This window comes from Massilia sp. METH4, assembly GCF_037094685.1.
Classification (GTDB): domain Bacteria; phylum Pseudomonadota; class Gammaproteobacteria; order Burkholderiales; family Burkholderiaceae_D; genus Rugamonas.
Genome location: NZ_CP146614.1, coordinates 1,162,468 through 1,180,160, shown reverse-complemented (window position 1 = coordinate 1,180,160; position 17,693 = coordinate 1,162,468). Strand labels below are relative to the sequence as shown.

At 66.5% G+C, this 17,693-nt stretch carries 13 protein-coding genes; 8 read left to right on the top strand and 5 right to left on the bottom strand.

Translation table 11 applies throughout. The annotated features are described in order from the left end of the window. Window positions 1-12 precede the first annotated feature (12 nt). From V6Z91_RS05230 to V6Z91_RS05200, 7 genes are all read left to right on the top strand, one after another. A complete protein-coding gene (locus tag V6Z91_RS05230; protein WP_338767551.1) occupies window positions 13-612 on the top strand; it encodes an ANTAR domain-containing protein in 600 nt (199 codons plus the stop codon). Further along, window positions 612-1,796: a CmpA/NrtA family ABC transporter substrate-binding protein gene (locus V6Z91_RS05225; RefSeq protein ID WP_338767548.1), complete on the top strand. Its 1,185-nt coding sequence runs from the start codon at window positions 612-614 to the stop codon at window positions 1,794-1,796. Before V6Z91_RS05230 ends, V6Z91_RS05225 begins: the two co-directional genes overlap by 1 nt. Before the next feature lie 374 nt (window positions 1,797-2,170). Further along, window positions 2,171-3,484 carry an MFS transporter gene (locus tag V6Z91_RS05220; protein WP_338767545.1) on the top strand — a complete coding sequence of 438 codons (1,314 nt, stop codon included), beginning with the start codon at window positions 2,171-2,173 and terminating at the stop codon, window positions 3,482-3,484. A gap of 32 nt (window positions 3,485-3,516) precedes the next feature. Beyond that, window positions 3,517-6,042, top strand: a complete 2,526-nt coding sequence (gene nirB, locus V6Z91_RS05215; protein ID WP_338767542.1) for a nitrite reductase large subunit NirB — start codon at window positions 3,517-3,519, stop codon at window positions 6,040-6,042. Between the two features lie 28 nt (window positions 6,043-6,070). After that, a complete protein-coding gene (gene nirD / locus V6Z91_RS05210) occupies window positions 6,071-6,421 on the top strand; it encodes a nitrite reductase small subunit NirD (protein ID WP_338767540.1) in 351 nt (116 codons plus the stop codon). A 43-nt stretch (window positions 6,422-6,464) separates the two neighbouring features. Further along, on the top strand, window positions 6,465-7,649 hold the full coding sequence (locus tag V6Z91_RS05205; RefSeq protein WP_338771739.1) for an FAD-dependent oxidoreductase: 1,185 nt from the start codon (window positions 6,465-6,467) through the stop codon (window positions 7,647-7,649). 19 nt (window positions 7,650-7,668) lie between these two features. Then, the gene (locus tag V6Z91_RS05200) at window positions 7,669-10,356 is read left to right on the top strand and encodes a molybdopterin-dependent oxidoreductase (RefSeq protein WP_338767538.1); all 2,688 of its coding nucleotides are present in this window, start codon (window positions 7,669-7,671) and stop codon (window positions 10,354-10,356) included. 16 nt (window positions 10,357-10,372) lie between these two features. Here the strand turns inward: V6Z91_RS05200 and ugpC are convergent, their stop codons facing one another. The 5 genes from ugpC to V6Z91_RS05175 form a co-directional block, all read right to left on the bottom strand. After that, window positions 10,373-11,530: a sn-glycerol-3-phosphate ABC transporter ATP-binding protein UgpC gene (gene ugpC / locus V6Z91_RS05195; protein ID WP_338767536.1), complete on the bottom strand. Its 1,158-nt coding sequence runs from the start codon at window positions 11,528-11,530 to the stop codon at window positions 10,373-10,375. Between the two features lie 33 nt (window positions 11,531-11,563). Continuing rightward, window positions 11,564-12,409, bottom strand: a complete 846-nt coding sequence (locus V6Z91_RS05190) for a carbohydrate ABC transporter permease (RefSeq protein WP_338771736.1) — start codon at window positions 12,407-12,409, stop codon at window positions 11,564-11,566. Between the two features lie 22 nt (window positions 12,410-12,431). Then, window positions 12,432-13,400, bottom strand: coding sequence for a sugar ABC transporter permease (locus V6Z91_RS05185; protein WP_338767534.1), 969 nt, complete (start codon window positions 13,398-13,400; stop codon window positions 12,432-12,434). A 72-nt stretch (window positions 13,401-13,472) separates the two neighbouring features. After that, on the bottom strand, window positions 13,473-14,732 hold the full coding sequence (locus tag V6Z91_RS05180) for an ABC transporter substrate-binding protein (RefSeq protein WP_338767532.1): 1,260 nt from the start codon (window positions 14,730-14,732) through the stop codon (window positions 13,473-13,475). Between the two features lie 58 nt (window positions 14,733-14,790). Further along, window positions 14,791-16,059: a carbohydrate porin gene (locus tag V6Z91_RS05175; RefSeq protein ID WP_338767529.1), complete on the bottom strand. Its 1,269-nt coding sequence runs from the start codon at window positions 16,057-16,059 to the stop codon at window positions 14,791-14,793. Window positions 16,060-16,410: 351 nt separating this feature from the next. Between V6Z91_RS05175 and V6Z91_RS05170 the strand changes: the two genes are divergently transcribed. Beyond that, window positions 16,411-17,679: an ABC transporter substrate-binding protein gene (locus tag V6Z91_RS05170; protein WP_338767526.1), complete on the top strand. Its 1,269-nt coding sequence runs from the start codon at window positions 16,411-16,413 to the stop codon at window positions 17,677-17,679. Window positions 17,680-17,693: the final 14 nt, after the last annotated feature.

The following is a 17,693-nucleotide window of genomic DNA, read 5'->3' as shown; positions in this document are numbered from 1 at the left end:
CTGCAATACGGCATGAGCCGCCATCTCCGCATCGTTCTCGTCCACCCTCCCCATGAAAGCGACGCCTCGCAGCGGGCCGCCGCGCTGCATGCCGGGCTCAATGAGGCCGGCTACGTGCTGGTGGCGTCGCTGCCCGCCGATTTCCACCTGCCCGAGGAGATCGCCCGCCTGCAGCCTGACATGATCATCGTCGACGCCGAATCCGATGCGCGCGACGTGCTGGAGCACATCGTCGTGGCCACGCGCGACGAGCGCCGCCCCATCGTCATGTTCACCGAGGACGACAACCAGTCGTCGATGGATGCGGCCATCGAGGCGGGCGTATCGGCCTATATCGTGGCCGGCCTGAAGCCCGAGCGCATCAAGCCGGTGCTTTCCGTGGCGCTGGCGCGCTTTCGCAAGGAGCAGAAGCTACTGCACGAGCTGCAGGACACGAAGCTCAAGCTGGCCGAGCGCAAGGTCGTCGACCGCGCCAAGGGCCTCCTGATGAGCCGGCACGGCATGACGGAAGACCAGGCCTACCAGCGCCTGCGGACGATGGCCATGAACAAGAACCTGAAGCTGGCCGAGATCGCCCAGCGGATACTGGATGTGGAGGATTTGCTGGGTTGATGCATGCGCAATGCAACCCGGCCGGAGCAGTCATGCAGATCGAAAAAACCACCGTCAACATAGGATTCAACCCGCTCACCGACTGCGCCTCGGTCGTGATGGCGGCCATGCTGGGCTTCGACGAGAAGCACGGCATTCGCATCGTGCTGTCGCGCGAAACCTCGTGGGCCAGCGTGCGCGACAAGCTCATGACGGGCGAGCTCGACGCCGCCCATGTGTTATATGGGCTCGTGTACGGCACCCAGCTGGGCATCGGCGCCCAGCCGCGCGACATGGCCGTGCTGATGAACCTGAACCGCAACGGGCAGGCCATCACGCTGTCGCGCCGCCTGGCCGAGCAGGGCGCCAACGACGGCGCCTCGCTGGCCGCGCTGATGGCCCGCGAGCCACGGCAGTATGTTTTTGCGCAGACCTTCCCGACCGGCACCCACGCCATGTGGCTGCATTACTGGCTGGCCGCGCACGGCATCCATCCGCTTCGGGACGTGCGGGCCATCACCGTGCCGCCGTCGCAGATGGTCTACAACCTCGTGGAAGGGCACATGGACGGCTTCTGCGCCGGCGAGCCGTGGCACCACCAGGCGCTGCTCGAAGGGATCGGCGTCACCGCCGCCACCAGCCAGCAGATCTGGCCCGATCACCCGGAAAAGGTGCTGGGTACCTCGCTGGACTTCGTGCGGGCACACCCGAACACCTGCCGCGCGCTGGTCGCCGCCGTGCTGGAGGCCAGCCGCTGGATCGATGCCAGCGATGAAAACCGCCGCGCCACCGCCGAGATCATCGCCGCCGTGCCGTACGTGAACACGGACAAGGCTGCGATCCTTCCCCGCATCCTCGGCCGCTACGAGAATGGCATGAAAGGCGCGTGGCAGGACGAGCACCCGATGCGCTTCCACCAGGACGGCCAGGCGAACTACCCGTGGCTGTCGGACGGCATGTGGTTCATGACCCAGTTCCGCCGCTGGGGCCTGCTGAAGGCCGACCCCGATTACCTCCAGGTGGCGCAATCCGTCACCCAGCTGCGCCTGTACCGCGAAGCGGCCGAAATGGCCGGCGTGGCCGTGCCCACGGACGTGCTGCGCACCTCCACGCTGGTCGACGGCCGCACGTGGGACGGAACGGACCCGGCCCGCTACGCCGCATCGTTCCCGATCCACCAGCGTAGCGGGTCGGCCGGCAACTGATCGTGGCATAAAAAGCGCGAATACCCATCGCCTTTATTGCCACGCCGTTGCCGAGCGATGCAGGACGCTGCATTGCACCATTAGCGGGCGGCGCTGCACCGCAAACTTGCACGCCGCTCCCCGATTCCCTCCCCATCCCATCGCATCCCCCCGGTTAACCGGGGCAAAACGGTTGGCACACCTTTTGCAAAGTAGAAGGCAAGAGGTCAAAGGCGATCTCCTGAACATTGCACAGCCTCCCCAATGGCGGGGTGGCTTCAGGACAACGGCGTCCGAGCACACTTTCGAAACATGTTTCACGAAACATGGTTTTCGCAGGTCTGCCCGGTCGCCTTTTTTTTTGCTTGTAGCTTCCGATAACAGGGATGAACAACATGACCAGCACCGCAACCCGCAAAGCTGACAGCATCAAGCTCTTCTCGCTCGCCACGCCACAGATGCGCGCCTTTCACCTGGCCTGGCTGGCATTCTTCGCCTGCTTCTTCGCCTGGTTCGCCTGCGCGCCGCTGATGCCCGTCATTAAGGGCGAATTCGGCCTCACCGCCGGCCAGATCGCCAATATCAATATTGCCGCCGTGGCGATCACGATCCTGGTACGCATGGTCGTCGGCCCCATGTGCGACCGCTACGGCCCGCGCAAGGCGCATACCGCACTGCTGGTGTTCGGCTCCATCCCCGTGTTCGGCGTGGCCGCTTCGCAAAGCTACGAAAGCTTCCTGTTCTTTCGCATGCTGATCGGTGCGATCGGCGCCAGCTTCGTCGTCACGCAGTACCACACCTCCGTGATGTTCGGCCCGCGCGTGGTCGGCACCGCCAACGCGGCCACGGCCGGCTGGGGCAATGCGGGCGGCGGCGTCACCCAAGCCACCATGCCTCTGATCATGGCCGCCATCCTGATGCTGGGCGTGTCGGAAACGATGGGCTGGCGCCTCGCGCTGATCGTGCCGGGCGTGATGATGCTGGTCGTCGGCGCCCTGTACTGGAAATTCACGCAGGACTGCCCGCAGGGTAACTACGACGAATTGCGCAAGGCCGGCATCGAGATCGAAGGCGGCAAGAAAGGTGGCTGGGACAGCTTCAAGCTGGCCGCCTCGAACTACCGCGTGTGGCTGCTGTTCATCACCTACGCGGCGTGCTTCGGCGTGGAACTGTTCATCCACAACGTGGCCGCCACCTACTACGTCGACAAGTTCGGCCTGAGCCTGAAGCAGGCCGGCCTGGCGGCCGGCAGCTTTGGCCTCCTGGCCCTGTTCGCCCGCGCCCTGGGCGGCTTCGTGTCCGACAAGATGGCCCTGCGTAACAGCCTGAATGGCCGCGTCACCTTGCTGTTCGTGCTGATGCTGGGCGAAGGCGCGGGCCTGATCTGGTTCGCCAACGCCGATACCGTCACGCTGGCCATCTTCGCCATGCTGTCCTTCGGCATGTGCGTGCACATGGCCTGCGGCGCGACCTATGCGCTGGTGCCCTTCGTCGACAAGCGCGCCCTGGGCGGTGTCACGGGCATCATCGGCGCCGGCGGCAACGTCGGTGCCGTCGCCGCGGGCTTCCTGATGAAGGGTGTGGGCAGCACGCAGCAAACGCTGTCGATCCTCGGCTTCCTGGTGCTGATCTCGGCAGTCTGCGCGATCGCGCTGCGCTTCTCGGCCGCCACCAACGAGGAACACTCGCTGGCTCGCGCCGCCGCCTGAAATTCACTGATTACTGAAACACGGAGTTGAACATGAAAATCGTCGTCATCGGTCATGGCATGGTCGGCCACAAGTTCCTCGAAAGGCTGGCGGAGCAGCCCGTCGCGAACATGCAGGTCACCGTGCTGTGCGAGGAACCGCGCCCGGCCTATGACCGCGTGCACCTGTCGGAATTCTTCAGCGGCAAGAGTGCGGACGACCTGTCGCTGGTGAAGCCCGGTTTCTTCGACCGCTCCGACATGGTGCTGCGCCTGAATGCCCGCGCCGACGCCATCGACCTGAAGGCTAAAACGGTCACGGCCAGCACCGGCGAAGTCCTGCCCTACGACAAGCTGGTGATGGCCACCGGTTCCTATCCGTTCGTGCCGCCGATCGAAGGGCGCGAGCGCAAGGATTGCTTCGTCTACCGCACCATCGAAGACCTGGAAGGCATGGCCGAAGCCGGCAAGCGCCTGAAGACCGGCGTGGTGATCGGCGGCGGCCTGCTGGGCCTGGAATGCGCCAAGGCGCTGCGCGACATGGGCCTGATCACCCACGTCGTCGAATTCGCCCCGCGCCTGATGGCCGTGCAGGTCGACGACGGCGGCGGCCGCATCCTGCGCAACAAGATCGCCGAACTGGGCGTGACGGTCCACACGGGCAAGAACACCACGGCGATCGTCGACGGCGAGGAGGGCGCGCACCGCATGCAGTTCGCCGACGGCACGCACCTCGACGTGGACATGATCGTGTTCTCCGCCGGCATCCGCCCGCGCGACCAGCTGGCGAAGGAAGCCGGCCTGGCCGTCGGCCCGCGCGGCGGCATCACCATCGACAATCACTGCCTCACCTCGGACCCGGACGTGTACGCGATCGGCGAATGCGCGCTGTGGAACGGCATGATCTACGGCCTGGTGGCGCCGGGCTACGACATGGCGCGCGTGGTGGCGAAACAGCTGGCCGGCCAGGCGGCCGAGTTCAGCGGCGCCGACATGAGCACGAAGCTGAAACTGATGGGCGTGGACGTGGCCTCCATCGGCGACCCGCACGGCAAGATGGAAGGCTCGCGCAGCTACCAGTTCACGGACGAGCGCAAGCAGGTCTACAAGAAGATCGTCGTGTCCGATTGCGGCAAGTACCTGCTGGGCGGCGTGATGGTCGGCGACGCGGGCGAATACGGCACGCTGCTGCAGATGATGCTCAACAAGATCGAGTTGCCGGAAGCGCCGGAATTTTTGATCCTGCCGCAGTCCGACGGCAAGGCCAGGCCGGGCCTGGGCGTGGACGCGCTGCCGGACGCCGCGCAGATCTGCTCGTGCAACAACGTCACCAAGGGCGCCATCTGCGCCGCGGTGGCCGACGGCGCCACCTCGATCGGCGCCTTGAAGAGCTGCACCAATGCCGGCACCTCGTGCGGCGGCTGCGTGCCGCTCGTCACGCAGGTGATGAAGGCCGAAATGAAGAAGCAGGGCATGGACGTGAACAACCACGTCTGCGAACACTTCCCGCACTCGCGGCAGGAACTGTTCCACATTGTCCGTGCCGGCAATATCAAGACCTTCGACGAGCTGCTGCACAAGCACGGCAAGGGCCTGGGCTGCGACGTTTGCAAGCCGCTGGCGGCATCGATCTTCGCCACCTGCTGGAACGACTTCGTGCTGAAGAAGGAACACGCCAGCCTGCAGGACACGAACGACTACTACCTGGGCAATATCCAGAAGGATGGCACATACTCGGTCGTGCCGCGCATGCCGGGCGGTGAAGTGACGCCGGACGGCCTGATCGCCGTGGGCCAGGTCGCCAAGAAGTACGGCCTGTACACCAAGATCACGGGCGGCCAGCGCGTCGACCTGTTCGGCGCCCGCGTCGACGAGCTGCCGGCCATCTGGGAAGAGCTGATCGCCGCCGGCTTCGAAACGGGCCACGCGTACGGCAAGTCGCTGCGCACCGTGAAGTCGTGCGTGGGTTCCACCTGGTGCCGCTACGGCGTGGACGACAGCGTGGGCCTGGCCATCGAGCTGGAGAACCGCTACAAGGGCTTGCGCACGCCGCACAAGATCAAGTTCGGCGTATCCGGCTGCACCCGCGAATGCGCCGAGGCGCAGGGCAAGGACGTGGGCATCATCGCCACCGAGAAGGGCTGGAACCTGTACGTGTGCGGCAACGGCGGCATGAAGCCCCGCCACGCCGAGCTGTTCGCCTCGGACCTCGACAAGGAAACCCTGATCAAGTACGTCGATCGCTTCCTGATGTTCTACAGCCGCACGGCCGACCGCCTGCAGCGCACCAGCACGTGGCGCGAGAACCTGGAAGGCGGCCTGGAATACCTGCAGGACGTGGTAATCAACGACAAGCTGAACCTGGCCGCCGAACTGGAAGCGGACATGCAGCGCGTGGTGGACACCTACGCCTGCGAGTGGAAGGAAGCCGTCACCAATCCGGAAACGCGCGCCCGCTTCCGCCACTTCGTCAACAGCGAGAAGAAGGACGAGAACGTGGTCTTCATCGAAGAGCGCGGCCAGATCCGCCCGGCCACGCCGCAGGAAAAGAAACGCGTCATCCCCATCAAAGCAGCCTGAGTCCCAACGCATAAACTGGAGAACCGCCATGAAACGTGAAAACGAAGCCGCCAGCTGGACCGCGATCTGCGGCGTGGATGACATCGTGCCGAACACCGGCGTGTGCGCCCTGCTGAACGGCGAGCAGGTCGCCGTGTTCCGCCTGAACCAGGGCCAGGACACCCGCGTGTTCGCGATCGGGAACTACGACCCGAATTCGGAAGCTTCCGTGCTGTCGCGCGGGCTGGTGGGCAACCTGGGCGAGCGCATCGTCGTGGCCTCGCCGATCTACAAGCACCACTTCGACTTGCAGACGGGCGAATGCCTGGAAGCGCCGGAAAACTCGGTGCCCACCTGGCCGGCCCGCATCGAGGCCGGCAAGGTGTGGGTCGGGGCGTAAGGAGCCGATCGTGAAACCCGCCCTGGTGGTCGTCGGCAACGGCATGGCCGGCATGCGCACGGTCGAGGAGCTGCTCGCTTTGGCGCCGGACCTGTACGACATCACCGTGTTCGGCGCCGAACCGCACGGCAACTACAACCGCATCCTGCTGTCGCCCGTGCTGGCCGGCGAGAAGTCGGTCGACGACATCATGCTCAACACCCGCGAGTGGTACGACGCCAACGGCATCACGCTGCACGCCGGCGATCCGGTGGTGGACATCGACCGCCGGCGCCGCATCGTGCGCGCGCGGTCGGGCCTTGAAGTGCGCTACGACCGCCTGCTGATCGCCACAGGCTCGAAGCCCTTCATCATCCCTGTGCCAGGCCACGAGCTGCCCGGCGTGCTTGCATTCCGCGACATCGCCGACGTGGAAGGCATGCTGGAAGCGGCAAGGAACCACCAGCGCGCCGTCGTCATCGGCGGCGGCTTGCTGGGGCTGGAGGCTGCGAACGGCCTGGCGAAGCAGGGCATGGAGGTGACGGTCGTGCACGTGACCGATGCGCTGATGAACCAGCAGCTCGACAAGCCGGCCGCACAATTGCTGCAACGGGCGCTGGAGGCGCGCGGCCTGAAGTTCATGCTGGAAGCGCAGACGACCGAAATCGTCGGCCCGGACCGCGTGAGCGCGGTGCGCTTCAAGGACGGCACTGACGCATTTACCGAGATTTCGGCGGACCTGGTCGTGATGACGGCCGGCGTGCGCCCCAATATCGAGCTCGCCAGATCCGCTGGCCTGCATTGCGAACGCGCCATCGTGGTCGACGACACGCTGCAATCCTACGACCCCCGGGTGTACGCCGTCGGCGAGTGCGTGCAGCACCGCCGCGCCACCTTCGGCCTCGTCGCGCCGATCTGGGAACAGGCCAAGGTGTGCGCGGCCCACCTGGCCGGCGCGGGCCACCGCCGCTACGTACAACAGGCTTCGCCCACGCGGCTGAAGGTGACCGGCATCGAGCTGTACTCGGTCGGCGACTTCATGGGCGGGGAAGGTTCGGAAGACCTCGTGCTGCGCGATGCGCGCCGGGGTGTCTATAAACGGCTCGTGCTGGACGGGCCGCGCCTCACGGGCGCCGTGCTGTATGGCGACGTGCAGGATGGTCCCTGGTATTTCGACCTGATCCAGCGTGGCGCCGACATCAGCGCGATGCGCCACACCCTGCTGTTCGGTCCCGCGCTTGCCGCGTAATACGCACATTGGAACCATCGTGAATCTGTCCCAGGAACATCTCTCCATCGCCACCACCTGTCCCTACTGCGGCGTCGGCTGCGGCGTCAAGGCCGTGCCGCAGGGGCCGCAGTCCGCCACCGTTTCGGGCGACGCGGACCATCCATCGAATTTCGGCCGGCTGTGCGTGAAGGGCTCGGCCCTCGGCGAAACGCTGGGGCTGGAAGGCCGCCTGCTGCACCCGCAGGTGCGGGAAGAAGGCAAGCTGCGGCAGGTATCCTGGGACGAGGCGCTGGACAAGGCGGCCGCCCGATGGCGCGCGATCGTCGACGAGCACGGGCCGGACGCCGTGGCCCTGTACGTTTCCGGCCAATTGCTGACGGAAGACTACTACGTCGCCAACAAGCTGATGAAGGGCTATGTCGGCAGCGCCAACATCGACACCAATTCGCGGCTATGCATGTCGTCCGCCGTGGCCGGCCACAAGCGTGCGTTCGGCGAAGACCTGGTGCCCGTAAACTACGAAGACCTGGAACTGGCCGACATGATCGTGCTGGTCGGCTCCAACCTGGCATGGTGCCACCCGATCCTGTTCCAGCGCATCGCCAAGGCCAAGGAAGCCCGGCCCGGCCTGAAGGTGGTCGTCATCGACCCCCGGCGCACGGCCACCTGCGAGCTGGCCGACCTGCACCTGCCCGTCAAGCCGGGCACCGACGTGTGGCTGTTCAACGGCCTGCTGGCCTACCTGTCGCGCATCGGCGCCGTCGATCCGGCCTTCATCGCCAACCACACGCGCGGCCTGAGCGAGGCGCTCGAAGTGGCCGAAATCACGCCCGAGGAGGTTGCCAGGGCATGCCGGCTGAACCTGGACGACGTGCTGGCCTTCTACGAAGCGTTCGCGGCAACCGAAAAGGCGATCACCGGCTTTTCGATGGGCGTGAACCAGTCGTCCGCCGGCACCGACAAGGTCAACGCGATCATCAACTGCCACCTGATCACGGGCCGGATCGGCCGGCCGGGCATGGGCCCGTTCTCGATCACGGGCCAGCCCAATGCGATGGGCGGCCGCGAAGTGGGCGGCCTGGCCAATATGCTGGCCGCGCACCTGGACCTGGACAAGCCGGAGCACCGCGCCGCCGTGCGCGAGTTCTGGGATTCCCCCCGCATCGCCGAGAAACCGGGCTTGAAGGCGGTGGACCTGTTCCAGGCCATCGAAGCGGGCAAGGTGAAGGCGGTCTGGGTGATCGCCACCAACCCGATGGTCAGCCTGCCCGACGCCGAACAGGTGCGCCGCGCGCTGTCGAAGGCCGAACTCGTGATCGCGTCGGACGTCGTGACGGACACCGACACCAATGCCTTGGCCCATGTGCTGCTGCCGGCGCTGGCCTGGGCCGAGAAGGATGGCACGGTGACCAATTCCGAGCGGCGCATCTCGCGCCAGCGCGGCTTCCTGCCGGCGCCCGGCGAGGCCAGGGCGGACTGGAAAATCCTCTGCGAGTTCGCCCAGCGGCTCGGCTACGCGGGCTTCGACTACACGCACCAGTCGGAGATCTTCGCCGAGCACGCGCGGCTCTCGGCATGGCGCAATACGCCGGATGAATTGCCGCGCGCCTTCGACATCGGCGCGCTGGCCGAACTCGGCCATGAAGGCTACGACGCCCTGCAACCGGTGCAGTGGCCGCTCGGCCGCCGCGTGTTCGCCGACCGGCGCTTCTCGTTTCCGGACGGGCGCGCGCGTTTCGTGGCGACCGTGCCGCGCCTTCCCGTCAACACGGCCGGCGGCGAATTCCCGCTGGTGCTGAACACGGGCCGCGTGCGCGACCAGTGGCACACGATGACGCGCACCGGCCGGGCACCCAGGCTGGCCGAGCACACGCCGGAATCGTTCGTCGACCTGCACCCGCAGGATGCGCTGCTGTGCGGCGTGCGCGATGGCGAGCTGGCGCGCATCTCGTCGCAGTGGGGCAGCATGGTGGCGCGCGTGCGCCACGGCGGCGGCATCGCCCGCGGCAGCGTGTTCGTGCCCATCCATTGGAATGGCCAGACGGCGTCGGACGCGCGCGTGGGCGCCTGCGTGAACCCGGTAGTCGATCCCGTGTCCGGCGAGCCGGAATTCAAGCACACGCCGGTGATGGTGGACCGCTTCCCCGTGCAATGGCATGGCTTCGTGCTGTCGCGTACGGCGCTCGAACTGGACAAGGTGGCGTACTGGACCCGCGCCCAGGGGGCCGGCTTCAACCGCTATGAAATGGCGGGCCGCAACCGCATCACGGACTTCGGCGCCTGGGCGCGCGAGCTCTTGGGCGTGCACGACGAGGACGCCGACTGGCTCGAATACGCCGACCGCAGCGCCGGCGTGTACCGCGCCGTGCACGTGGTGGACGACCGGATCGCCCAATGCATCTTCGTGTCGCCGCGGCCGGACCTGCCCGAGCGGGCCTGGCTGGCCGGGCTGTTCTCGAACGCGGCGCTGGCCGATGCCGAGCGGGCCGGCGTGCTGGCCGGCCGGCCCCTGAAGCAGGGCGCGGACACGGGGCCGACCGTGTGCTCGTGCTTCGGCGTGGGGCGCAACACCATCTGCAATGCAATCCGCGAGAAAGGCTTGAAGACCACGGCCGAAGTCACGGCCTGCGTGAAGGCCGGCGGCAACTGCGGCTCCTGCGTGCCGGAGATCCGGCAACTGATCGCCGTGGTGAAGGCGGAGGCGGCCGAAGCCACCCCCGGCTGAGCCATCGATCGGGCGGTCAGGCGGCGGCGCCGATGCGCAGTTCCGTGGCCGGATCGAAGAACACGGCTTTCGACAGGTCGAACGCGAGCCGCACGGTGGCGCCCGGCCGGGCGTCGGCGCGCGGATGCGTGCGGCACGTGATGCGCGCACCATTGCACCAGCTGAACACCAGCGTATCCGGGCCGGTCGGTTCGGTGAGCACGACCAGGCAATCGACCTCGGTCGGATGGTAGTCATCCTGCGCGGTGGCGCGCCGGGCGCTGGCCGCGTCGGTCACGTGTTCCGGGCGGATGCCGAGGATGACCTCGCTGCCCAGCCGCTGGCGCAGCGCGTCCGACGGCGCCGGGACCGGCAGCAGCGTCGTGCGGTCCTGGTGCTCCAGCGCGAACGACACGCCGCCCGCGGCGCCGTCCGCCACCACGCCGTTCGCAACCAATTTCCCGCGCAGGAAATTCATCGACGGCGAGCCGATGAAGCCGGCCACGTACAGGTTGGACGGCTGGTCGTAGATCTCCTGCGGGCTGCCGAACTGCTGCACCACGCCGTCGCGCATGACGGCGATGCGGTCGCCCAGCGTCATCGCCTCGATCTGGTCGTGCGTCACGTAGACGATCGTGGCGCCCAGGCGCTGGTGCAGCAGCTTGATCTCGGCGCGCATCTCGACGCGCAGCTTGGCGTCCAGGTTCGACAGCGGCTCGTCGAACAGGAACAGCGACGGGTCGCGGGCGATGGCGCGCCCCATGGCCACGCGCTGGCGCTGCCCGCCCGACAGCATGGCCGGCTTGCGGTCCAGCAGGTGAGTCATCTGCAGCGTCTCGGCCACCCGCGCCACGATCGCGTCCTGCTCGGCCTTCGGGACCTTGCGGATGCCCAGGCCAAAGGAGATGTTCTCGCGCACCGTCATCGTCGGGTACAGCGCATAGGATTGGAACACCATCGCGATGTCGCGTTCCTTCGGCGGCACATTGTTGACGACGCGCCCGCCGATGGCGATCTCGCCGGCGGAGACGCTCTCCAGCCCGGCGATCATGTTGAGCAGCGTGGACTTGCCGCAGCCGGAACCGCCCACGAGGATCAGGAACTGGCCGTCCTCGATCTCGAGGTCGATGCCCTTCAGGATGTCGGCGCCGTTCGGATACACCTTGCGCACGTTGCGAATCGATAAGCTTGCCATATTGTCTCCAGTCGGCCTGTGATCGGCCTTGTTTTAACCCTTGACCGCGCCGGCCGTGAGCCCGCGCACGAAGTATTTGCCGGCCACGAGGTAGATCGCCAGCGTCGGCAGGGCCGCGATGATGGCCGCCGCCATGTTCACGTTGTATTCGGTCACGCCGGTCGATGTGTTGACCAGGTTGTTCAGCGCCACCGTGACCGGCTGCGCGTCGGCGCCGCCGAACACCACGCCGAACAGGAAATCGTTCCAGATCTGCGTGAACTGCCAGATGAACGACACCATGAAGATCGGCAGCGACAGCGGGAAGATGATGCGGCGGTAGATCAGGAAGAAGCCGGCGCCGTCGATGCGCGCCGCGTTCACCAGCTCGTCCGGCACGGTCACGTAGTAATTGCGGAAGAACAGCGTGGTGAAGGCGATGCCGTAGATGATATGGACCAGCACCAGGCCCGTCGTGGTGTTCGCCAGCCCGGCCATGCCCAGGAGGCGCGCCATCGGCAGGATCACGACCTGGAAGGGGATGAAGCAGCCCACCATCAGCGCCGTGAACACCACGTTATGGCCGGGGAAGCGCCAGTGTGCCAGCACGTAGCCGTTGACCGATCCGATCAGGCTGGAAATCAGCACGGCCGGAATCGCCATGCGCATCGAGTTCCAGAAATACGGCGCCAGCCCTTCGCAGCGCACGCCCGTGCAGGCGGCGGACCAGGCCTTGGACCAGGCCGCGCCCGTCGGCGCGAGCGGGAAGTCGAGCAGGTTGCCCTGCCGGATCTCGTCGAGCGACTTCACCGACGTGGTCAGCATCACGTACAGCGGCGCCAGGTAGTACAGCGCCACCAGCACGAGCAGTGCGTACAGCATGAGGCGGCCCGGCGCGATGCGGCCGCCCTCGTTGTGCAGGTCAGCGGCCATGGCGCGCTCCTTTCGTTTCCAGGTACATCAGCGGCACCAGCACGGCCAGCACGGTGGCCAGCATCATCATGGCCGAGGCGGCGCCCAGGCCGAGCTGGCCGCGGGTGAACGAGAACTGGTACATGAAGATGGCCGGCACGTCCGACGACGTTCCGGGGCCGCCGGCGGTCAGCGCCATCACCAGGTCGAAGCTCTTGATGGCGATATGCGCCAGCACCAGCAGCACGCTGAAGAAGACGGGCCGCAGCGAAGGAATGACGATGCGCCGGTAGATCGTCGGCAGGCTGGCGCCATCGACCATCGCTGCCTTGATGATGCTGTCGTCAACGCTGCGCAGGCCGGCCAGGAACAGCGCCATCACGAAGCCGGAAGATTGCCACACGCCGGCGATCACCACGGTGTAGATGGCCATGTCGGGATCGACCAGCCAGTCGAACGTGAAGTTCGCGAAGCCCCAGTCGTGCATCATCTTTTCCAGGCCCAGGCCCGGATTCAGGATCCACTTCCAGGCCGCGCCCGTGACGATGAACGACAGCGCCATCGGATACAGGTAGATCGCCCGCAATGCGCCTTCATGGCGGATGCGCTGGTCCAGCAGGATGGCCAGGCCCAGGCCGATGGCCAGGCAGAACAGGATGAACAGGGCACCGAAGATGCCGAGGTTGGCGGCGGCGGTCCACCAGCGGTCGAGCTCGAACAGCCGTTCGTACTGGCCGAAGCCGGCCAGCTCGAATTTGGGCATCATGCGCGACTCGGTCAGCGACAGCCAGGCCGTGAGCGCGATGAAACCGTAGACGAAGACCAGCGACGCGATGATGGTCGGGGACAGCACGAGGCGCGGCAGCCACGCATCGGCCAGCGCGCCGAAGCGGCTGCCGGACTGCACGGGCGGGCGCACGGACGGGCGCGCGCCGCCGGCCGTGCGCGGCCCGGCCGCGTTAAGCGGTGTAGCGGACATGAGGAATCTCCAGGAGAGGACTCTGGGCGGACGGGCGCCCCGCTCCGGGGCGAGGGCAGGGCGCCGGCCGGCTTACTGCGTCTTCGCGGCCTTGGCCAGCGCCTGCGCCGCTGCCTGCGGCGTCATGTTGCTGTTCATGAAGCGCGCGATCACGTCCTGGATCGCGCCGGCCTTGGCGGTGTCGACCGCCATGCCGTGGGCCAGCGACGGCACCAGGGCGCCGGCCCCGTTCGCGGCGGCCATGTCGTCCATCGACCGCGTGGCGCAGCTGTCGAACTTGTCGCGCGGTACGCCGGCGCGCACCGGGATCGAACCCTTGTTCAGGTTGAAGGTTTGCTGGAAGGCGGGGCTCATCACGGCGTTGGCGAGCGCCAGCTGGGCCTTCTGCTGCCCGGCACCGCTCACGTTGAACATGGCCAGCGAATCGATGTTGAAGGTGAATGCCTTGTCCGTGCCCGGCGCGGGCAGGCACAGGAAGTCCTTGCCTGGTACCTTGCCGGCGGCGGTGAATTCACCCTTGGCCCAGTCGCCCATGAATTGCATGCCGGCCTTGCCGTTGATGACCATGGCCGTCGCCAGGTTCCAGTCGCGGCCCGCGGCATCCTTGTCGATGTAGGCCTTCATGCGCGAGAGCGTTTCGAAGCTCTTGACCATCGTCGGGCTGGTCAGGCTGGCCTGGTCCAGCTGCACCAGGGCCTTGCGGTAGAAGTCCGCGCCGCCGGTGCCCAGCACCACGGATTCGAACAGCGTCGCGTCCTGCCATGGCTGGCCGCCGTGCGCCAGCGCCACCATGCCGGCCTTCTTGATCTTGTCGGCGGCGTCGAAGAACTCGGCAAAATTGGTCGGCGCCTTGGCGCCGGCTTTCGCTAGCACCGCCGGGTTCACCCACAGCCAGTTCACGCGGTGCACGTTGACCGGCACCGCCACGTAATGGCCCTGGTACTTCATCAGCTTGGCAACCACCGCCGGCAGGCTGGCATCCCACTTGCCCGCGATCGCGGCCTGGTCGATATTGGCCAGCACGCCTTCCTGGCCCCATTCCTGGATGGCCGGGCCCTTGATCTGGGCGGCCGTCGGCGGGCTGCCCGCCATCACGCGCGCCTTCAGGGCTGTGGCGGCATTCTCACCGGCGCCACCGGCCACGGCGAAGTCCTTCCACGCCACGCCCTGGGCTTGCATGATCTTTTTCAGCTCGGCGGCCGAGCGGGCTTCGCCGCCGGAGGTCCAATAGTGCAGCACTTCGACTTGCGGCGCCTGCGCGGCGGCGCCTGCGAGGACGCCGCCAGAGGCGGTGATGGCCAGGGCGGCCTGTACGGCAGCTTTCAGTTTCATGTCTTGTCTCCTTTGTGTTGTTTTGCGGGTCGACTTGCAGGTGGGCTTGCGGACAGGCTTACCACCAGGCCTCGAGGTGGACGCCGTACGAGAAGCCGCTCGTATCGGTGCCATACACGGGGCCCGAGTTGTTGAAGGCGTTCACCAGCGGCGTCGCGGCGTCGTTCCATTTGCCGTAGGTGGCGAACAGCCGCAGTTCCGGGCGCGACCAGTAGTCGCGCGCCAGGCTGATGGTCGGCGCGATCGTCAGCTTCGTCAGGCGTGCCGTGCCGGGCATGGTGGAGGACTTCAGCGTCGTCACGCCCAGTTCGGCCTGCAGCTTGAAGTTGTCCGCCAGCGCATACGATGGGCGACCGCCGATCGTGTTCCAGGTGGTGGTGCCGTTCGGGCCGTTCTTGTCGCGCTGGTGCAGCGCCACGAGGGAGATGCCGAAGTCCCTGGTGGGCTGGATGAAGAGTTCATCGAATACGCGCAAGCGCGTGTAATCCGATCCCAGCAGCGTGCTGCCGGCCGGGCCGATGCGGGCGCAGCATGGACCGTCCATGCCGGTGCCCGGTCCCACGCCGTATTGCACGCCCAAATTGTTGGCGCCACCCAGCACGCCCCGCTGGCGGTGGAATACCGACAGCTGCCAGCCGTCATGCGTGCGTTCGTCCGTTCCCTCGGCGGTGATGACCGAGGCGGCGATGTCCAGCGCGCCGTCGCGGTTGGTCGGCAGGCCTTCGTAGAGGAATACCTGGCGCGTGGCGGACGGCGAGTCGACCACGAGGCCCGTGGCCGGGTCCCTGGTGTTGAAGTCGTTGTCCTTGAAGATCGCGTAGCTGGCCTTGCCCGGGCCGAGCGGATAGCGGTCGATACCGGCGCCGGTGCCGTTCATATTGATGTATTGCAAGTCGAGGATGTGGATGTCGGGGCGCATGTAGTAGCGCTTGCCCGCCCACGCGGTGCCGCCCTTGAGGAAGGGGAGGTTGCGTGCCTCGATGTACAGCTTGGCCACTTCCAGGTCGGCATCACCGAAGTCCGAGCTGTTCTTGTACGCGGTGGCCCACACGGTTCCCACGAAGCTGGCGCCGTTGGCGGCTTTCGCCACTTCCTGCGTATAGCCGAGTTCAGTGAAACTGTCGCATTCGTTGCCAAGGCGGTAAGTCATGGTGATGCCGCCGAGGCCATAGCAGCTTTGCGTGCCGCCGTGGTTGCTGTTGCCGATGCCGGCGCGCAGGTAGCCGTGGAACCCTTCCGTATCGTGGTCGCCCGCGATGGCCGTGCCACAGGCGAATGCCAGCGCCAGCGCGGCGCCAAGAGGTTTGACGGCGAACTTTCCGATCATGCTGTCTCCGGTTTTTATGAGTGCTTGGTTGTTGACAATCTGGTACGGAACGCACGGTAGCATCGGCCAAAATGTGACTCCAGCGGCCGGCCGGAGGGTGGGGCCGATGAGGCAAGCCGTTGATTCTTCGACGGTTTTTATTGGCTAAGTGAAAGCCGTGCTTACATAAACTTACACGGCAGGGTAGACTGGCTGATTGGTCGGAAATATTTCGCAATAAATCCACATATTCCCTTGCAAAATGTGTCCGGCAGTTACCATGATTTAACGAAAAGATTGAGTTATATTGCAACACCCGGCCCCAGGCCGACCATCGGATCACCGGCGCCGCTCGGGCAGCCGCGAAGAAAAATGAAGCACATCGACCACCACATATTGCGCAAGGCCCTGGCGGCCGTGTGCCTGGCTGCCTGCGCGGGCGGAGTGGCGGCACGCGAGCAGTCGCTTCAGGTGCTGCACTGGTGGAAGTCGGCCAGCGAACGCCAGGCGGTGGGCATGATCGCCAGGCGCCTGGGGGAACACGACGTGCGCTGGCGCGATGCGCTGGTGCCCAGCGGTTCCGGGGTCGGCGCGGGCATCGTGCTGCGCAGCCGCATGCTGGCCAAGGACGCGCCGGAGGTGGCGCAGCTGAACGGCATCGTGGTGCGCGACTGGGCGCGCCTGGGCCTACTGCTGGAACTGGATGCGGTGGCCGCCGCCGGCAAGTGGGACAAGCTGCTGTTGCCGACCGTTGCCGCCACGATCAAGCACGATGGCCACGTGTATGCCGCGCCGCTCGGCATCCACCGCATCAACAGCATGTTCTACAACCGCCAGTTGATGCTCCGCCTGGGGCTGGCGGTGCCGGCCACCTGGGCCGAGTTCGAACGCATCGCTCCCCGCCTGCAGCGGGCCGGCATCGTGCCGCTGGCCCAGAGCAGCGAACCATGGCAGGTGGCCACGCTGTTCGAGACGATGGTGCTGGCCGAGGGGGCGGACCTGTATCGCAGCCTGTTCCATCGGCGCGATGCGGCGGCCTACGCCGATCCGCGCCTGGGCGCCGCGTTGCTGCGGCTGCGCTCGGCGAAGCGCTGGATGGGCAGCCCGATCCGGGAAAGCAACTGGGTCGACAGCGTGCGCGAGCTCGCCGAAGGACGCGCCGCCATGATGGTGATGGGCGACTGGGTGAAGGGCGAGCTGCTGGCCCGCGGACTGGCCGTGGACGAGGACTTCGGCTGCGCGGCGGCGCCCGGGACCGGGCGCTACCACCTGTACAATGTCGACACGCTGAGCATGCTGGGTGCGCACGCCGAGGCGCGCGCCGCCCAGGAAAAGCTGGCCGCGCTGGCACTGTCGCCATCGTTGCAGGCCGATTACAACATGATCAAGGGATCTGTCCCGGTGCTGGCGAATCCCGCGCGGGCGAAAATGGATGCCTGCGCGCGCGCCTCCTGGCAACTGTTCAGCAGCGGTACCGCGGCGCAGGTGCCGAGCCTGGTCCACCGCATGGCCACCGACGAGATCGTGCGCGACGCGATCGTGGCCGAGGTCCACCGTTTTTTCCTGAATGACAGCGTGCCGGTGGAAGATGCGCAGCGCCGGCTCGGCACCATCGCCCGTACCTACATCAAGACCCAATAGAATGAGTTCAGTTA